Here is a 15,179-nt window from a genome sequence, read left to right on the forward strand (position 1 = left end):
GTTGGGGACTGTAGTGCTGCGGCCGGGGGCCTCATGCGCGCGCCGGGTTCATCAGGCTGCCCACCACGGCCAGCAGGGTTTCGGGTTCTATCGGTTTGCACAGCCAGCCGGTGGCGCCGGCCTTGCGGGCGTCGGCCTTGCTGGCGTCGTTGCTGAGGGTGCTGAGCACCAGGATGGGCAGGTCGGCCGAATCGGGCCGCGCGCGCAGCTGGCGCGTCAGTTCGCAGCCGTCCATGGGAATCATGGTCCAGTCCGTCAGCACCAGGTCCACGGGTTCTTTCCCCAGCTGTTCGAGCGCGGCCTTGCCGTCGCCGGCCAGCAGCACCTGGTAGCCGCCTTCTTCGAGTACGGCCGAGTTGAGGTGGCGCATCACAGCCGAGTCGTCGACCACCAGGATGGTTTTTTTGTTCGTCATGTCCGGCTTTCAGGTTTGGCGGCGTTCGGATTGAGCGGCGGCGGCACGCCGGCGCCGCGCGCGGTGTTGACGGGCTTGATGCCCGGGCCGGCGTTGTTCGCGCTGTTCGCGGTTTTGGCGGCCGGCGGCGTCTTGGCGTAAGGCGCGGTGGCGGTCGCGGCATTGCCGCTTTCGATGTCCGCCTGGGCGCGCTTGTTGAGCACCAGGATGCTGATGCGCCGGTTGACGGCCGCATAAGGGTCGTCGGTGTTCAGGTTCACGCTGGACGAGACGCCCATGACGCGCAGGATCTTTCCGTCCTGCATGCCGCCGGCCACCAGCTCGCGGCGAGAAGCGTTGGCGCGGTCGGCCGACAGCTCCCAGTTGCTGTAGGACTTGTCGCCCTGCGAATACACGGTGGCGTCGGTGTGGCCGGACAGCGTGAGCTTGTTGGGCTGCTCGTTGAGCACCGGGCCGATCTCGCGCAGGATGCTGCGCATATAGGCCACCACCACGGCGCTGGAGCGGTCGAACATGGGCCGGTTGTTGCTGTCGACGATCTGGATGCGCAGGCCCTCGGGCGTGATGTCGATCAGCAGCTGCGGCCGGAACTGCCTGAGCACCGGGCTGGACTCGATCATGTCGTCCAGCCGCTCCTTGAGCGCTTCCAGGCGCTGGCCGTCATCCGGGTCATGGCTGCTCTCGCTGGAAGCCTGCCGGACTTCCCCGTCGGCATGCGTCATGTCGGCACCGCCGCCGGGAATCACATTGGTGCTGGTGCTGCTTTTTTTGCCGCCGTTGATGGCCACCTTCAGCGGCATCTTGAACTGGTCGGCGATGCCCTCGAGCTGCTTGGGCGAAGAAATACTCAGGATCCACAACACCAGGAAGAAGGCGAACATGGCCGTCATGAAATCGGCGAAGGCGATCTTCCAGGCGCCGCCGTGATGGGCGGCCGCCTTCACAGGACGCCGGATGACGATGATTCTTCGCGCGGTCTCGCTCATGGCAGTTCCGTGGGTCCCTGTTCGCTTGCGTCAGCCGGCGCCTCAGCGCGCCTTGACTTCACGCACGTGCCCGTCGAGCTCGATGAAGGACGGCCGCTCGGTCGAATACAGGATCTTGCGGCCGAACTCCACCGCCAGCTGCGGCGCGTAGCCGTTCAGGCTGGCCATCAGCGTGACCTTGACGCACTGGTAGGCCTTCAGCGACTCCGCCACCTTGTGCTCTATCAGCGTGGCCAGCGGCGACACGAAGCCGTAGGCCAGCAGGATGCCCAGGAAGGTGCCGACCATGGCATGCGCGATCAGCTGGCCCATCTCGGCGGGCGGCAGGTCGGCCGAGGCCAGCGCATGCACCACGCCCAGCACCGCCGCCACGATGCCCAGGGCCGGCAGCGCGTCGCCGACGCGCGCCAGGCTGTGGGCCGGAACTTCCGCCTCGTGCTTGTAGGTTTCGAGCTCGTGCTCCATCAGCTGCTCGATCTCGAAGGGGTCGGTGTTCCCGCTCACGATCAGGCGCAGGTAGTCGGTCAGGAACTCCAGCACCCGGGCGTCGGCCAGGATCACCGTATAGGGCGCGAAGATGGGGCTGTTCTGCGGGTCGTCGATGTCGGACTCCAGCGCCATCATGCCGTCCTTGCGGCCCTTGGACAGCAGCACGTAGAGCAGCGCCAGCAGCTCCATGTAGAGCGCTTTGTCGTGCTTTTTCGAGGCGCGCAGCAGCTTGGGCAGTTCCTTGACGGTGGCGCGTATGGTGCGGCCGTCATTGCCCGCGACGAAGGCGCCCACGGCCGCCCCGCCGATGATGAGCAGCTCCAGCGGCTGGTACAGCACGCCGAAATGCCCGCCCATCATGGCGTAGCCGCCAAAGACGGAACCCAGGACGACCAGATAGCCAATGATTACGAGCACGGGGTTCTCCTGCGGATCAATTTAGAAAGGCCGTACCGCCGTCAGGCGGTGCGCGAGCTGTTCATCACGTTGGCCAGCCACTGCGACGAGGAGAGCGCGGGCGTGCCGGCGGCGGCGCGGGGGCTGCCTTCCGGCTTGCCGCTGCTGCCGCTGCCTTCGGCCTCGTCGCGCTTGGCGCCCGAGGGCCGGGTCTTGCCGGCGCGCGAGGGCGGGCGGCACAGCACGCAGACATAGTTGCTCTGCGAGTCATGGGCATGGGCGACGAAGAGGCCCGTGCAGCGCGTGCAGGTGCTCAGCTGCAGCATGTCGCTGTCGAAAAAGCGCACCAGCGTCCAGGCCCGCGTGAAATCCAGCACCGGTTCTCCGCCCTGCTGCTGCACCTGCTCGATGTACAGCCGGTAGCTCTTGATGATGGCGTTGATGCGCGTGCAGCCGCCGTGGACCACCATGAAGCGGTAGATGTTGTAGAACATCGACGAATGGATGTTGGACAGCCAGGTCATGAACCAGTCCGTCGAAAAAGGCAGCAGCCCCTTGGGCGGCGAGGTGCCCTTGAGCTCCTTGTAGAGCTTGATCAGGCGGTCCCGGCTCAGGCTGGTTTCCGCCTCCAGGAATTGCAGGCGGGCGCCCAGCTTGATCAGGTCCATGGCCAGGTGGATTTCCCGGGCCTCCACGATGACGCTTTTACCGGCCATGGCGATGTCCGGTCAAAACGCGGGAGCGGGCCGAAGCGCGGGCGCTCACCGGACCGCCTCAAGCTGCTGGCCGGACAGCAAAATCGCCGCATGCGCCTGCTGCAGCGCCGGGTTCTTGCCTTCCAGGGTCAGCGCCGACAGCATGGGATGGTCGTCAAAGCGGAAACGGCACAGCAGCAAGCTGGAGCCGGCCAGTTTCACGATCTGGGAAAGCGACAGGCTGCCCAGCAGGTCAGCCAGTTCCCGGCTCATGCCGAGCCGGTACATCGCGAGCGCAATATCTTCACTCACCAGCCGCTTTGCGAGCAGCAGGTAGGCCAAATTCAAATCGCCAATGTCGTTGGCGGTACCAGTTTCAATCACGTTGCGTTCCTGTTCTTTCAAAATTTGCATGTACAGAGGTGACCTGAACATCTAGTCGCTAATTTCGTCACCTATCACAGATTGATTGAGACGTCTGTCGCACGACTTCGCCTCAATTGCAATTTTTAACACATTAAACTGACAATTACATGAACAAATCAAATTTATCAATTAAGTAACATTTAAGCGTCAAAACAAGAAAATTTAGTAATCAATTAACGAATTTATAAAAGCTATTTGTATTTCAATTTCACGAAATATCGATAGTATTAATTTTTAAGTAGTAGTTTTATCAATTTCTAATTGATGCATCCATGTAAGCATTTCCGCGACTGCCAGGTACAAATTGGGCGGAATTCGCGAATCCAGGTCTACATGCATTAACAATTTCACCAATTCGGAGGAGGCGTGGACGTAAAGGCCGCTCTCTTTCGCGCGCTGGACAATGGCGTCGGCGACCGCGCCATACCCCTTGGCGACCACCGTGGGCGCCTGGCCCGACGCCCCCAGGGACAGCGCCACGGCACCGGAACGCGGGGTTTCCGGGCTTTCGGCGGCGTTTGTTTCAAACGGTTTATCCGGCATCACGGCCTCCCGCCGGGTCCGGCAGATCCGCCGCGCCGCCTATGCGCAACTCCGCCAGTTCCAGCCCCACGGCACCCAGGCGCCGCGACAGTTCGGCGCCGGCCTGGTTCAGCACGGCCACCGTGCCCTCCTGTGAGGCGTCCAGCCGCAGCTGCAGCGCCGAGCCGGCCAGTCCCAGGCGCGCATCCACCGTGCCCAGCCTGGGCAGCTTCAGCGTCAGGCGGGTGGTCCAGGCGGCAGGCACCGCTTGCGCCCCGTCCTCGCGGCCTTCGCGGCCCGCCGCTTCCTCGTGTTCATGGCGCTCCTGGCGGATTTCCCAGTCCAGCGGAATGCCCGGCCAGCCCTCGCCGCTCCAGCGAAACACCGGCAGCGCCAGCATGTCGAGCTGCTGGCGCACCAGGCCCACCAGCTCAGGGTGGATGGCGGCTGCGGGCTGGCCGGCGCGCGCGGTCTCCGTCGACATGGCGGCGGGGCCGGGCATACCGGCCTCCGGCTCGGAGAAATCGTGCGGGCTGGGCGGCGTGGGGTCCGGCAGGCCGGTGGGACCGTAGCTGGTGGCGGAGCCCGGCAGGTGGGTGGGCTCCGCCGCGGGGCTTGCGGGCGGCGGCGCCCCGGCACCGGCACCGGCATCGCCGCCAGCGGCCGGCGCTACGGCGGCTTCCAGCATTTCAGGCGGCAAAACGGCGGCCGCCGGCAAAACCGCGGCCGCGGGCAAGGCCGAGGAAGCCGGTTGTCTATATATAGAGGGCCCGGCAGCGGCCCCTGGGGAAACCAGGCCCTCATCCACCGGCTGCGCCCCGGCGGCGGGCAAAGCCATGCCGGCCTGCGGCTCCCGCGCCAGCTGCGCCAGCGTGCGCTGGCCGGCCGCGAACTGCTGCAGGTGCGATTCATAAAACAGGCCGGATTCGGCCACGGTGCGCGCCAGGGCGGCCGTCAGCACCGGCACCGCGGGCGGGCGCAGGTCGGGCTGCAGCGGCACCCGCCCGCGGACGGCGGGCGTCGTTCCGATTGGCAGGTTCAGCAGCGCGCTCACGGTGCGCGCGGCGGCGCTCAGGGTGACGGCGCCCTCGTGCCTGGCCTGCGCGAAGCCCGGGGCGGCGCCATCGCGGCCGACCAGGCCCGGACCCAGCTCGCGCTGCAGTGCCTCGCGCGAGGGCAGGCGCACGTCGTTGGCCACTTTTTCCACATTCACCACGGCGCCCGGGCCGGCGATCTCGAGCGCGGCCTTCAGCGGTACCAGGTCCACGCGCTGTCCCAGCCGCGTGGCCAGCAAGGTATCCACCAGAGGCGTCACACCGCTCATGACAAATGGACGTCGTCCGGCTGGCCGTAAGCCCTGTGCAGGCTGCGCTGCTGCTCCAGGCTTTTCATGACGCCGACCAGCTTGGCCAGCTGCGGCATGACCATGCCGAAGATCTCGGTGGTATTGGCGCTGATGCGGCCCAGCAGCACGTACTTGCGCGCCGACTGTGCCTCGTCCAGCGTGCTCAGCGGCTCGATGTCCTTGAGGCGCTCGACCATGCTGCTGCACTGCCCTTCGAGCCGGGGCAGTTCGCCCCACTGCTTGGCGCGCGCCAGCACGAGCATGCGCTCGGTCAGCGGGGCGATCTGCTCGTAGCAGTGCATGACTTCGCTTTGTGATCCCATGAAGGTCAAGCTCCCGCGGAAAAACGCGCCAGCGCGGGGGTGGCGGGCACCTGCAGCGGCTGCGGCCGCTGCGGATCGATCTCGCGCCAGGCCGAGCTCACGCTGTCCAGCAGCCGGTCGGCTTCGTCCAGCAGCGCCGGGTCGTTGCGCAGGTTGGCATACAGCAGGCGCTGCGTGACGTAGGCGTAGAACGCCGACAGGTCCGCCACCAGCTGGGCGCCGGCCACGCCGGCGGCGTCCGCGTCCAGGCTGGCCTTCAGGCCGTTGTCGACGATGTTGATGGCCTTGGAGATGGCCTGGCCCTTGGCGCTGATGTCCTTGTTCGCCATGTGGTGGCGCGCCATCGCGATGGCCATCTTGGCGCCGTCGAACAGCATGGTGATCAGCTGGTGCGGCGAGGCGCTCATGGCCGCGCTCTCGGTGCCGACCTTTGCGTAGGCGTTGGCGCCCGCGCGGTAGCTAGTGGTGCCCGGCTGGTAGGCCCAGGGCTGGGTGAGCGGTTGCGTAAGGGGCTGGGTGTGGGGTTGGGTATGCATGGAAATTCCCGCTGGCTTATTTGCTCGAATTGCTGCTCATGTTGGCGAACTGCTGCGTCAGGTAATTGGCGGTGGAGGTCATGCGCGACACCAGCAGGTCCAGCTGGGTGAACTGCGCCTTGTAGCGCGCGACCGTCGCCTCGACCCGGCTCGCGGTCGCGGTGTACTGGCTGTCCAGCGACTTGAGCGTGGTCTGTATGCCCGCCGTCGCGGCGCTGATCATGCCGCTGGTCTTGGTGAAGCCGTCCAGCAGCGAGGACACCTGCTTGCCGACGCCGCCCGTGGTGCCGTTGCCGGCGAACAGCTCAGCCACCGCGCCCGCGTCGGCGGCCAGCGCGGTCTTCAGCTTGCCGGCGTCGAAGGCCAGCGTGCCGTCCTTCTGGAAGCTCACGCCGACCTTGGACAGCACCTTGAGTTCGCCGGCCTGCGGCGTGTTGAGCGCCGCGCGTATGCGCGTCTGGATGGTGCGCAGCGTCGAGTCGCCGACCAGCGCCGCGCCGGTCTGCTTTTCCGTGTCGTACTTGGTCAGCTGCGCCGCCGTGGTCTGCAGGCCGTTGTAGGCGGTGACGAAGGCGGTGATGGCCGATTCCACCGCGGCGGTGTCGCGGCTGACCGTCAGCGTGCTCGTGCCGATTTTTCCCAAGCTCATGGTGACGCCGGGCGCGGCATCGACCACCGTGTTGGTCTTGGCGGTCACCGGGATGCCGTTGACCTTGAGCTCCGCGTTGCCGGCCAGCGCCGTCTGCCGCATGGCCTGCGCGCCCGAGGGGTCATGGTTGAGCCTGGCCTGCAGGCTGGCATCGCCGGCCACGGAAATCCGCATGCTCGAGGCCACGCCGGTTTCCTTGGAGGTCAGCACCAGGCGGTAGGGCGAGGCGCCGCCGTCGTTGACGATGGCGGCCGTCACGCCGATGTCGGCCTTGGCATTGATCGCGTCGCGCAGGCCCTCAAGCGAGTTGTTGCTGTCGTCGATCACGATGGACTTGGCGGCGCGCGCGGCATCGGCCGTGAAGGTCGCGCCGCTGTAGGTGCCGGTGGCGTCGTTCAGCGTGCCGCCCGAGATGGTGCCGAAATCGATGGTGACCGTGCCCTTGCCCACGGCGGCCTTGGTGTCGGCCACACCGGCCGCGGCCAGCGACTGCGCGCTGGCCAGCCGGGTCACGTCAACCAGGTAGCTGCCCGCCGGCGCGGTGGCCGAGCCGGTGGCCGAAAGCACGTCGGTGGCGCTGGACGCGGCCTTCACGCCCTTGAACAGGCTGGCCTCCCCCAGCTTGGCGGCCGCCGTCTGCAGCGTGCTCAGCGCGTTCTGCAGCGTGCCGTAGGCCGACAGCTTGGCGGTGTAGCTGATCTGCTGCCTCTGCAGCAGCACCAGCGGCTGGCTTTCCGCCTTGGTGAGGTCGGCCAGGAGGTCGTTCAAATTCAGGTTGGACCCCACACCCAGGCTTGAAATCGTTGCCATAAAAATACTCCTCTATTTCTTAAATCAAGAGCCGCTCATACCGCGTGATGGACCAGCAGGCCTTGCAACTTGCCGAGCGCCTTCGATATCCGCACCACCTCTTCCGAGGGCATCTGCCGGATCAGTTCGCCGCTCTCCACGTCAACCACCTTGACGATCATGGTGTCGGCTTCCTTGTCGAACTCGAACTGCACGCCGATGGCCGACATCCGCAGCGACTCGTTGATCTCGGCCAGCGCGCTGCGTTCGCGCTCGGGCGCGGCGGCGGCCTTGGTGTCGGCGGGGACTTCGCGGGCCGCGCCGGTACGGCCCGAAACGCCCGAAGGAGCGGAAGAGGCCGCCGGCGACGGCGCGGCATCGCGCCACGCGGCGGCGGTCACGGCATTTGCGGGAATCGTCATGCGGGCTCTCCTCGGAAAAATCGCTAGGCACTCCCGCCTGGCGTCAAGCGGGAGTGCCTAGCGCAGGCGGACGAAGCCGCCTGGCTTGCACAAAAACCAGGCACGCCTGCCGGAGCAGGCGTGCCGTGCGCGATTAACGCAGCAGGGACAGAACGCCCTGGGTCGTCTGGTTGGCCTGGGCCAGCACGGAGGTACCAGCCTGTTGCAGGATGTTGGCGCGCGTCATGTTGGACACTTCGGTCGCGTAGTCCGCGTCTTCGATGCGCGAGCGCGAGGAAGACAGGTTGGTCACCGTGGTGCCCAGGTTGGAGATCACCGAGTCAAAACGGTTTTGCACCGCACCCAGCGAACCGCGCAGGTCGTCGACCATCTTCAGCGCGGCGTCGATCTTCTTGAGCGCGTTGCCGGTGGCGGCGCCGGCGAACTCGGCCGTGGGCGTTGCGCCGCTCAGCACGATGTCGGTGCCGTCGGTGGTGTTGCTGGCGGCTGCGCCGGTGTCGGTCAGCGCGGCCTGGATGCCGGCCAGGCCGTAGTTCTTGCCCTGGATCGCCACGTAGGCGGTCACGGTGCCGGCGGCGTCGGTGCCGACCTTGACAGGCTGGGTTGCCAGGGTCACGGCGGCCGTGATGCCGTTGGAGGGATCGGTGAAGTCCACCGTGGCCGTGTTCAGTGCGACGGCGCCGGTGGCGGGAACCACGGAAGCCGCGTAGAAGTCGTCACCGCTCTTCACGACCCAGTTGGCCGTCGGGGCGCCGGCGGCGTTCAGCACGTTGTGCAGGGACAGGTCGGAAGCGCTGACCGTGGAGCCGGTGGCCGTGGTCAGTGCCGTGGCGACTGCGCTCAGGTCGGTGGCGACCGGTGCGCCGGCGCCTGGATCCACCGTGAGGTAGGCGGCGCTGACGTTCAGCGCGTTGCTGGCGACCGAGAAGCCGGTCATCTTCAGGCTGGCGGAGTCGATCTGCTTGAGGTTGATGTCGATGGTTTCGCCGTCGTTCGCGCCGACCTGGATGCTCAGCTTGTTGTTGGCGGCCAGCACTTTCACGCCGTTGAAGTCGGTCTGCGAAGAGGTGCGGTCGATTTCTTCGAGGCGCTGGGTGATTTCAGCCTGGATCGATGCCTTGTCGGCGACCGAGTTGGAACCGTTGGCCGATTGCACGGCCAGTTCGCGGATGCGCTGCAGGTTGCTGTTGATTTCGGTCAATGCGCCTTCAGTCGTCTGCGCCAGCGAGATGCCGTCGTTGGCATTGCGTTGCGCAACAGCCAGGCCCTTGATGTTGGACGTGAAGCGGTTGGCGATAGCCTGGCCGGCCGCGTCGTCCTTGGCGCTGTTGATGCGCAGGCCGGAGGACAGGCGCTGGATCGCGGTGTTCAGCGACGACTGCGACTTGTTGAGGTTGTTCTGCGTGAGCAGGGAAAGCGAGTTGGTGTTGATGACTTGGGCCATGAGGGACTCCTGAATTACATGAGGTTGTGGACTCCGGCTAACTTGCCGTCACGCTGGCCTTGCTGTCTTGACAGTCTGCAAGCCACCGTTGTCCAGGTTATCGGCCGGGCCCGGTCAAACCTTTAGCGGGTTGCGAAAAATAAATCCGCATCGCACGCCAACATCCCCCGTCAGGCCGGCATGTTCATGATTTCCTGGTAGGCCGCGACCACGCGGTTGCGCACCTGCAGGCCCATCTGGAAACCGATGTTGGCCTTCTGCATGTCGACCATCACGTCGTTGAGCGCCACGCCGGGCTTGCCGAGCTCGAAGGCCTCGGCCTGGCTGTAGGCGTGCTGCTGGCTGTCGCTGATGCGGTCCAGCGACTTCTTCAGCTCACCGGCGAAACCGCCGGAGGCGGCCTCGGGGCCGGTCGGCGCGGACATGGCCGACGACTGCGCCAGCACGCGCATTTGCTGGAGTACGGACTCAATGGATGTGATCGACATGGTGTTTTCCCGGCGCGTGTGCGCCCCTTGCTTGATGAACGGCTTGAAGCGTACCAGCGGGTGAATCGCGGCATCAGGCCAAAAGACGGCAAAAGCCCCGGCTATTCAGCGGATCGGGAAGGCCGGCCGGCTCTGACAATTCTTCACAAGGACCGGCCCCGTGCACCTCCATGCCCGCCATGCCGGTCGACTTTTTCGCCTTTGAATAAGACCTGTTGTATGCCAACTGTTGTTTCAGCCCCCACGCCCGGCCGCATGCGCCGCCAGCCTCCAGGCCAGCCCCGGCTCAACGCCGCGGTAGCCGGGTGAGCGCGTGAACTCCGCCGTGCTGGGCGCCGAGGCGGCCCCGTCCAGGATGCCGCCCTGGCTGGAGCAGCTGCGCGCCAACCCGCGCCTGCCCTTGATGATCGGCGCGTCCGCCGCGGTGGCCGCCATCGCGGCGCTGTGGCTCTGGAGCCGCGCACCCGACTACGGCGTGCTCTACAGCAACCTGTCCGACCGCGACGGCGGCGCCATCATCGCCTCGCTGCAGCAGATGAACATCCCCTACAAGTTCACCGAGGGCGGCGGCGCGCTGCTGGTGGCCGCCAACAAGGTGCCCGAGGCGCGCCTGCGCCTGGCTGCCCAGGGCCTGCCCAAGGGCGGCACCGTCGGCTTCGAACTGATGGACGCCCAGAAGTTCGGCACCAGCCAGTTCGCCGAACAGGTCAACTACCAGCGCGCGCTGGAAGGCGAGCTCGCGCGCTCCATCAATTCCATCTCCGCCGTTGAATCGGCGCGCGTGCACCTGGCGCTGCCCAAGCCCTCGCTGTTCGTGCGCGACCAGAAAAAACCCAGCGCCTCCGTGGTGCTGAGCCTGCACCGCGGCCGCAGCATCGACGAAGGCCAGGTCAGCGCCATCGTGCACCTGATCTCCAGCAGCGTGCCCGAACTCTCGGCCAAAAGCATCACCGTGGTCGACCAGGCCGGCAACCTGCTCTCGGCGGCCAATGCCGGCACGCGCGGCCTGGACGTCAGCCAGCTCAAGTACACACAAGAAATAGAGCAGGGCTACATCCGCCGCATCGAAGCCATCCTGCAGCCCATACTCGGCGCCGGCAATGTGCATGCGCAGGTCGCCGCCGACATCGACTTCTCCATCGTCGAGAATACCGACGAAAAATTCCGGCCCAACCAGGAACCCGGCACGGCCGCCATCCGCAGCCAGCAGTCCAGCGAATCCGGCCAGGGGGGCAACGGCCCGGCCACCGGCGTGCCCGGCGCGCTGACCAACCAGCCGCCGCCCGACCCGGTCGCTCCCATCACCGCACCGTCGCAGATCAAGCAAGCCAGCCCGCCCGGCGCGGCACCCGGCGCCCAGCTCAAGATGAGCGCCGAACTCGGCTCGGCCGGCGCGGCGGGCGCGGCCCCGCGCAGCGCCGGCGGCAATTCGCGCAAGGATGTCACCACCAACTACGAAGTCGATCGCTCCATACGCCACACCCAGCAAGGGGCCGGCGGCATCAAGCGCCTGTCGGTCGCGGTGGTCGTCAACTACCGCGGAAACGGCGCCGCCGCCGGCAAGCGCGCGGCACTGACGGCCGCCGAGCTCGAGCAGGTTCGCAACCTGGCGCGCCAGGCCATGGGCTTCAGCGCCGAACGCGGCGACTCGCTCAACGTCGTCAACAGCCTCTTCGCGGCCGACACCGAAACACCCGAGCTGCCGCTGTGGCGCCAGCCCGAGAACGTCGAGATCGCCAAGTCCTCCATCAAGTACCTGCTGCTCGGCCTGCTCGCCCTCTACCTGTGGCTGGCCGTGCTGCGGCCGCTGCTGCGCAAGCACCTGCAGCCGGCCTCGGCGGCGGGGCTGGCGGCGGGAACGGCGGGCCTGGACAGCGAACCCGCCGACGGCGAAACCGCCGAACAGCAGGCCCAGGCCCGCGAACAGCAGGAGCAGCGCAACCGGCGTCACCAGGCCAATCTGCAGTACGCGCAGGAGATGGCGGCCAAGGAGCCGGCCATGGTGGCCATGCTGATCAAACACTGGACGGAAAAAAATGGTGGATGAAGGTACGCGCAAAAGCGCCATTCTGTTGATGTCGCTCGGCGAGGCCGGCGCCGGCAGCGTGCTGCAGCACCTGCCGCAGCACGTGGTCCACACCCTGGGCCGGGCCATGGCCGGGCTGGCGCAGGTCAGGCGCGACGAGGTCGGCGAGGTGCTGCGCGAGTTCCGCGAGGAAACCGAGCAGTACTCGGCCACCCACGTCGATGCCGGCAGCTACCTGCGCGCCGTGCTCAACAAGGCCCTGGGCAACACCCGCGCGGCCGACCTGCTCGAAAGCATTTCCCAGCCCGACAGCTCGACCAGCGGCATAGACCGGCTGAACCAGCTCGAGGCCACCGAAGTCGTCGAGCTGATCCGCGACGAGCACCCGCAGATCATCGCCACGCTGCTGGTGCACCTGGACCGCGACAAGGCCGCCGACGTGCTGGAGCAATTGCCCGAGCGCGTGCGCCACGACGCCGTGCTGCGCGTGGCCACCTTCGGCGGCGTGCAGCCGGCCGCCCTCAAGGAATTGACCGACGTGCTCACCGACATGCTGTCCGGCGAGGGCGTGAAACGCAGCCGCCTGGGCGGCATACGCGCGGCCGCCGAGATCGTCAACATGATGAGCAGCGCGCAGGAGGAGAGTGTCATCAAGCACGTGCGCGAGCACGACGAGGCGCTGGCGCAGAAGATGATCGACGAGATGTTCCTGTTCGAGAACCTGCTCGAGCTCGAGGACCGCAGCGTGCAGCTGCTGCTCAAGGAAGTCGAGTCGGAGTCGCTCATCATCGCGCTCAAGGGTGCGCCGCTGGAACTGCGCGAGAAATTCCTCAAGAACATGTCGCAGCGCGCCGCCGAGATGCTGCGCGAGGACATCGAGATGCGCGGCCCGGTGCGCGTCTCGCAGGTCGAGAACGAACAGAAGAGCATCCTGCAGATCGTGCGCCGCCTGGCGGACGCCGGCGAGATCGTGCTCGGCGGCCCGGGGAACGACTCCTATGTATAGCCGGCCCCCTCTTACATCTCTCACGCATCTGCCGCCGCGCGCCGCCGCGGACAGGCCAGCCACCGAGCCGCCTTACGCGCGCCGGGCCAACGGCACCAAGGAAGCGCTCACCGCCTGGGAGCGCTGGGAGATGACGGCCATCGCGCAGGAATCGGATGCGGCGCCGGCGCTTCCCCCCGAACCCAAACCGGCGCCCGTGGTCGCGCCGCTCAAGCCCGAGGTGCTGATCAACGACGTCGAGCTGGCCCAGCTGCGCCTGCAGGCTTTGCAGGCCGGCGAGGCCGAAGGCTTTCGCCAGGGTTATGACCGGGGCCATGCGGCAGGCCGCGACCAGGCCATGGCCGAAGTCCATGCGGAAGCCGCGCAGCTGCGCGCGCTGGCCCTGGCGCTGCCGGCCGCGCTGCGCGGCGCCGAGCACGAGATTTCCGAAAACCTGCTGGCCCTGGCGCTGGACATCGCGCGCCAGGTGCTGGGCCAGGCGCTGGCGCTGGACACCGGCGCCATCCTGCCCGTGGTGCGCGAACTGCTGCAGGCCGAGCCGGCCCTGAGCGGCTCGCCGCAGCTGGTGCTGCACCCCGACGACGCGGCACTGGTGCGCCAGCACCTGGCCGAGGACCTGCAGGCCGCCGGCTGGCGCATACGCAGCGACGCCGCCTGCCAGCGCGGCGGCTGCCGCGTGCTGGCGGCCAGCGGCGAACAGGACGCCAGCCTGCCGGGCCGCTGGGAACGCGTCACCGCGGCCCTGGTGAAAACCGCCATGCACACGCCGGTGGCCATCCATGTCTGAGCTGCCCGTCGCAGCCGCTGTTCCTGCCGCTCCGGCCACCGCGCCGCTGCGCGCCTGGCATGGCGCGCTCGACGAGGCGCGCGCCTCGGTGGCGCAAAGCGTGCCGGTGCGCAGCTACGGCCGGCTCACGCGCGCCGTCGGCCTGGTGCTGGAAGCCGTCGGGCTGCGCCTGCCGGTCGGCAGCGACTGCCTGATCGAGCTGCCGCCCGGCTATCCGCAAAAAACCGCCGAGGCCGAAGTCGTCGGCTTCGCCGGCGACCGCATCTTCCTGATGCCGCAAAGCGAGGTCGACGGCCTGCTGCCCGGCGCCCGCGTCTACGCGCTGGAGTCACCCGCGGGCCATGCCGGCGGCCTGGGCCCGCGCACCAAACGCCTGCCGGTGGGCGCCGGCATGCTGGGCCGCGTGGTCGACGCCGCCGGCCGGCCGCTGGACGGCCGCGGCCCGCTGGATTTTTCGCGCGAAGTGCCGCTGGCCGCCAAGCCCATCAACCCGCTGACCCGCGCGCCCATCGACAGCGTGCTCGACGTCGGCGTGCGCGCCATCAACGCGCTGCTGACCGTCGGGCGCGGACAGCGCATGGGCCTGTTCGCCGGCTCCGGCGTCGGCAAGAGCGTGCTGCTGGGCATGATGGCGCGCTACACCAGCGCCGACGTCATCGTCGTCGGGCTGATCGGCGAGCGCGGCCGCGAGGTCAAGGACTTCATCGAGAACACCCTGGGCGAGGAAGGCATGGCGCGCGCCGTGCTGGTGGCGGCACCGGCCGACACCTCGCCGCTGCTGCGCCTGCAGGGCGCGGCCTATGCCACCTGCCTGGCCGAGTACTTCCGCGACGAAGGCAAGAACGTGCTGCTGATCATGGACTCGCTCACGCGCTACGCCATGGCACAGCGCGAGATCGCGCTGGCCGTGGGCGAACCGCCCGCCACCAAGGGCTACCCGCCCTCGGTCTTCGCCAAGCTGCCCGCGCTGGTGGAGCGCGCCGGCAACGGCGCGCGCGATGCGCAAGGCCGCGGCGGCTCCATCACCGCCTTCTACACCGTGCTGACCGAAGGCGACGACCAGCAGGACCCGATCGCCGACTCGGCGCGCGCCATTCTCGACGGCCACGTGGTGCTCTCGCGCAGCCTGGCCGAATCCGGCCACTACCCGGCCATCGACATCGAAGCTTCCATCAGCCGCGCCATGACGGCGCTGATCACCCCCGAACAATTCCAGGCCGTGCGCAGCTTCAAGCAGTCCCTGTCGCGCTACCAGCGCAACCGCGACCTGATCAGCGTGGGCGCCTACGCCCCCGGCCACGACGCGCAGCTGGACCAGGCCATCGCCCTGTACCCCCGGATAGAGGCCTTTCTGCAGCAGACCATGGAAGAACGCGTGGGCCACGCCGACGCCACGGCCCAGCTCAATGCCATCTTCCAGACCTGAGTTCTTCCT

17 protein-coding genes are annotated in these 15,179 nt (G+C 67.4%); 4 read left to right on the top strand and 13 right to left on the bottom strand.

Annotation, left to right across the window (positions count from 1 at the left end; translation table 11 throughout):
* Positions 1-31: 31 nt before the first annotated feature.
* The 13 genes from ACSQ27_RS21850 to fliE all read right to left on the bottom strand — a co-directional run bounded on the left by ACSQ27_RS21850 (position 32) and on the right by fliE (position 9,925).
* Entirely contained in the window at positions 32-415 is a 384-nt protein-coding gene (locus ACSQ27_RS21850; RefSeq protein WP_436157592.1) for a response regulator, read from the bottom strand.
* Positions 412-1,401, bottom strand: a complete 990-nt coding sequence (motB, locus tag ACSQ27_RS21855; protein ID WP_436157593.1) for a flagellar motor protein MotB — start codon at positions 1,399-1,401, stop codon at positions 412-414. The genes ACSQ27_RS21850 and motB overlap by 4 nt, the downstream gene beginning before the upstream one ends.
* 42 nt (positions 1,402-1,443) lie before the next feature.
* Positions 1,444-2,307 carry a flagellar motor stator protein MotA gene (gene motA, locus ACSQ27_RS21860; protein ID WP_436157594.1) on the bottom strand — a complete coding sequence of 288 codons (864 nt, stop codon included), beginning with the start codon at positions 2,305-2,307 and terminating at the stop codon, positions 1,444-1,446.
* Between the two features lie 41 nt (positions 2,308-2,348).
* Positions 2,349-3,002: a flagellar transcriptional regulator FlhC gene (gene flhC, locus ACSQ27_RS21865; protein WP_436157595.1), complete on the bottom strand. Its 654-nt coding sequence runs from the start codon at positions 3,000-3,002 to the stop codon at positions 2,349-2,351.
* 45 nt (positions 3,003-3,047) lie between these two features.
* The gene (gene flhD / locus ACSQ27_RS21870) at positions 3,048-3,395 is read right to left on the bottom strand and encodes a flagellar transcriptional regulator FlhD (RefSeq protein ID WP_436157596.1); all 348 of its coding nucleotides are present in this window, start codon (positions 3,393-3,395) and stop codon (positions 3,048-3,050) included.
* Positions 3,396-3,641: 246 nt separating this feature from the next.
* Positions 3,642-3,950: an EscU/YscU/HrcU family type III secretion system export apparatus switch protein gene (locus ACSQ27_RS21875; protein WP_436157597.1), complete on the bottom strand. Its 309-nt coding sequence runs from the start codon at positions 3,948-3,950 to the stop codon at positions 3,642-3,644.
* The gene (gene fliK, locus ACSQ27_RS21880) at positions 3,940-5,253 is read right to left on the bottom strand and encodes a flagellar hook-length control protein FliK (protein ID WP_436157598.1); all 1,314 of its coding nucleotides are present in this window, start codon (positions 5,251-5,253) and stop codon (positions 3,940-3,942) included. Before fliK ends, ACSQ27_RS21875 begins: the two co-directional genes overlap by 11 nt.
* Positions 5,250-5,597 carry a flagellar protein FliT gene (locus tag ACSQ27_RS21885; protein WP_436157599.1) on the bottom strand — a complete coding sequence of 116 codons (348 nt, stop codon included), beginning with the start codon at positions 5,595-5,597 and terminating at the stop codon, positions 5,250-5,252. The genes fliK and ACSQ27_RS21885 overlap by 4 nt, the downstream gene beginning before the upstream one ends.
* Before the next feature lie 5 nt (positions 5,598-5,602).
* Positions 5,603-6,133, bottom strand: a complete 531-nt coding sequence (gene fliS, locus ACSQ27_RS21890) for a flagellar export chaperone FliS (protein WP_436157600.1) — start codon at positions 6,131-6,133, stop codon at positions 5,603-5,605.
* Positions 6,134-6,149: 16 nt separating this feature from the next.
* Positions 6,150-7,592 carry a flagellar filament capping protein FliD gene (gene fliD, locus ACSQ27_RS21895; RefSeq protein ID WP_436157601.1) on the bottom strand — a complete coding sequence of 481 codons (1,443 nt, stop codon included), beginning with the start codon at positions 7,590-7,592 and terminating at the stop codon, positions 6,150-6,152.
* 35 nt (positions 7,593-7,627) lie between these two features.
* On the bottom strand, positions 7,628-7,993 hold the full coding sequence (locus ACSQ27_RS21900; protein ID WP_436157602.1) for a flagellar protein FlaG: 366 nt from the start codon (positions 7,991-7,993) through the stop codon (positions 7,628-7,630).
* 133 nt (positions 7,994-8,126) lie between these two features.
* Positions 8,127-9,437: a FliC/FljB family flagellin gene (locus ACSQ27_RS21905; RefSeq protein WP_436157603.1), complete on the bottom strand. Its 1,311-nt coding sequence runs from the start codon at positions 9,435-9,437 to the stop codon at positions 8,127-8,129.
* Between the two features lie 170 nt (positions 9,438-9,607).
* Positions 9,608-9,925: a flagellar hook-basal body complex protein FliE gene (gene fliE, locus ACSQ27_RS21910; RefSeq protein WP_436157604.1), complete on the bottom strand. Its 318-nt coding sequence runs from the start codon at positions 9,923-9,925 to the stop codon at positions 9,608-9,610.
* 355 nt (positions 9,926-10,280) lie between these two features.
* Here fliE and fliF point away from each other — a divergent pair, with 355 nt between their 5' ends.
* The 4 genes from fliF to fliI are packed head-to-tail and all read left to right on the top strand — an operon-like array spanning position 10,281 to position 15,170.
* Positions 10,281-11,972 (top strand): flagellar basal-body MS-ring/collar protein FliF, encoded by a 1,692-nt coding sequence (gene fliF / locus ACSQ27_RS21915; RefSeq protein WP_436157647.1) that lies wholly within the window; start codon positions 10,281-10,283, stop codon positions 11,970-11,972.
* Complete coding sequence (gene fliG, locus ACSQ27_RS21920; protein ID WP_436157605.1) at positions 11,962-12,957, top strand: flagellar motor switch protein FliG; 996 nt, start codon at positions 11,962-11,964, stop codon at positions 12,955-12,957. Before fliF ends, fliG begins: the two co-directional genes overlap by 11 nt.
* Entirely contained in the window at positions 12,950-13,744 is a 795-nt protein-coding gene (locus tag ACSQ27_RS21925; protein ID WP_436157606.1) for a flagellar assembly protein FliH, read from the top strand. Before fliG ends, ACSQ27_RS21925 begins: the two co-directional genes overlap by 8 nt.
* Positions 13,737-15,170 carry a flagellar protein export ATPase FliI gene (gene fliI, locus ACSQ27_RS21930; protein ID WP_436157607.1) on the top strand — a complete coding sequence of 478 codons (1,434 nt, stop codon included), beginning with the start codon at positions 13,737-13,739 and terminating at the stop codon, positions 15,168-15,170. Before ACSQ27_RS21925 ends, fliI begins: the two co-directional genes overlap by 8 nt.
* The last annotated feature ends 9 nt before the right edge of the window (positions 15,171-15,179 follow it).

Origin of the sequence: Polaromonas sp. LjRoot131 (genome assembly GCF_964252805.1) — a bacterium.
Taxonomy (GTDB): domain Bacteria; phylum Pseudomonadota; class Gammaproteobacteria; order Burkholderiales; family Burkholderiaceae_C; genus Polaromonas.

Bases quoted from the DNA above. Each gene is read 5' to 3' on its own strand.
- flhD (WP_436157596.1), bottom strand. From the start codon at position 3,395: ATGCAAATTTTGAAAGAACAGGAACGCAACGTGATTGAAACTGGTACC.
- fliD (WP_436157601.1), bottom strand. From the start codon at position 7,592: ATGGCAACGATTTCAAGCCTGGGTGTGGGGTCCAACCTGAATTTGAAC.
- motB (WP_436157593.1), bottom strand. From the start codon at position 1,401: ATGAGCGAGACCGCGCGAAGAATCATCGTCATCCGGCGTCCTGTGAAG.
- ACSQ27_RS21905 (WP_436157603.1), bottom strand. From the start codon at position 9,437: ATGGCCCAAGTCATCAACACCAACTCGCTTTCCCTGCTCACGCAGAAC.
- ACSQ27_RS21875 (WP_436157597.1), bottom strand. From the start codon at position 3,950: ATGCCGGATAAACCGTTTGAAACAAACGCCGCCGAAAGCCCGGAAACC.
- fliG (WP_436157605.1), top strand. From the start codon at position 11,962: ATGGTGGATGAAGGTACGCGCAAAAGCGCCATTCTGTTGATGTCGCTC.
- fliE (WP_436157604.1), bottom strand. From the start codon at position 9,925: ATGTCGATCACATCCATTGAGTCCGTACTCCAGCAAATGCGCGTGCTG.
- fliI (WP_436157607.1), top strand. From the start codon at position 13,737: ATGTCTGAGCTGCCCGTCGCAGCCGCTGTTCCTGCCGCTCCGGCCACC.
- fliK (WP_436157598.1), bottom strand. From the start codon at position 5,253: ATGAGCGGTGTGACGCCTCTGGTGGATACCTTGCTGGCCACGCGGCTG.
- flhC (WP_436157595.1), bottom strand. From the start codon at position 3,002: ATGGCCGGTAAAAGCGTCATCGTGGAGGCCCGGGAAATCCACCTGGCC.
- fliS (WP_436157600.1), bottom strand. From the start codon at position 6,133: ATGCATACCCAACCCCACACCCAGCCCCTTACGCAACCGCTCACCCAG.
- ACSQ27_RS21850 (WP_436157592.1), bottom strand. From the start codon at position 415: ATGACGAACAAAAAAACCATCCTGGTGGTCGACGACTCGGCTGTGATG.
- ACSQ27_RS21885 (WP_436157599.1), bottom strand. From the start codon at position 5,597: ATGGGATCACAAAGCGAAGTCATGCACTGCTACGAGCAGATCGCCCCG.
- fliF (WP_436157647.1), top strand. From the start codon at position 10,281: ATGCCGCCCTGGCTGGAGCAGCTGCGCGCCAACCCGCGCCTGCCCTTG.
- ACSQ27_RS21900 (WP_436157602.1), bottom strand. From the start codon at position 7,993: ATGACGATTCCCGCAAATGCCGTGACCGCCGCCGCGTGGCGCGATGCC.
- ACSQ27_RS21925 (WP_436157606.1), top strand. From the start codon at position 12,950: ATGTATAGCCGGCCCCCTCTTACATCTCTCACGCATCTGCCGCCGCGC.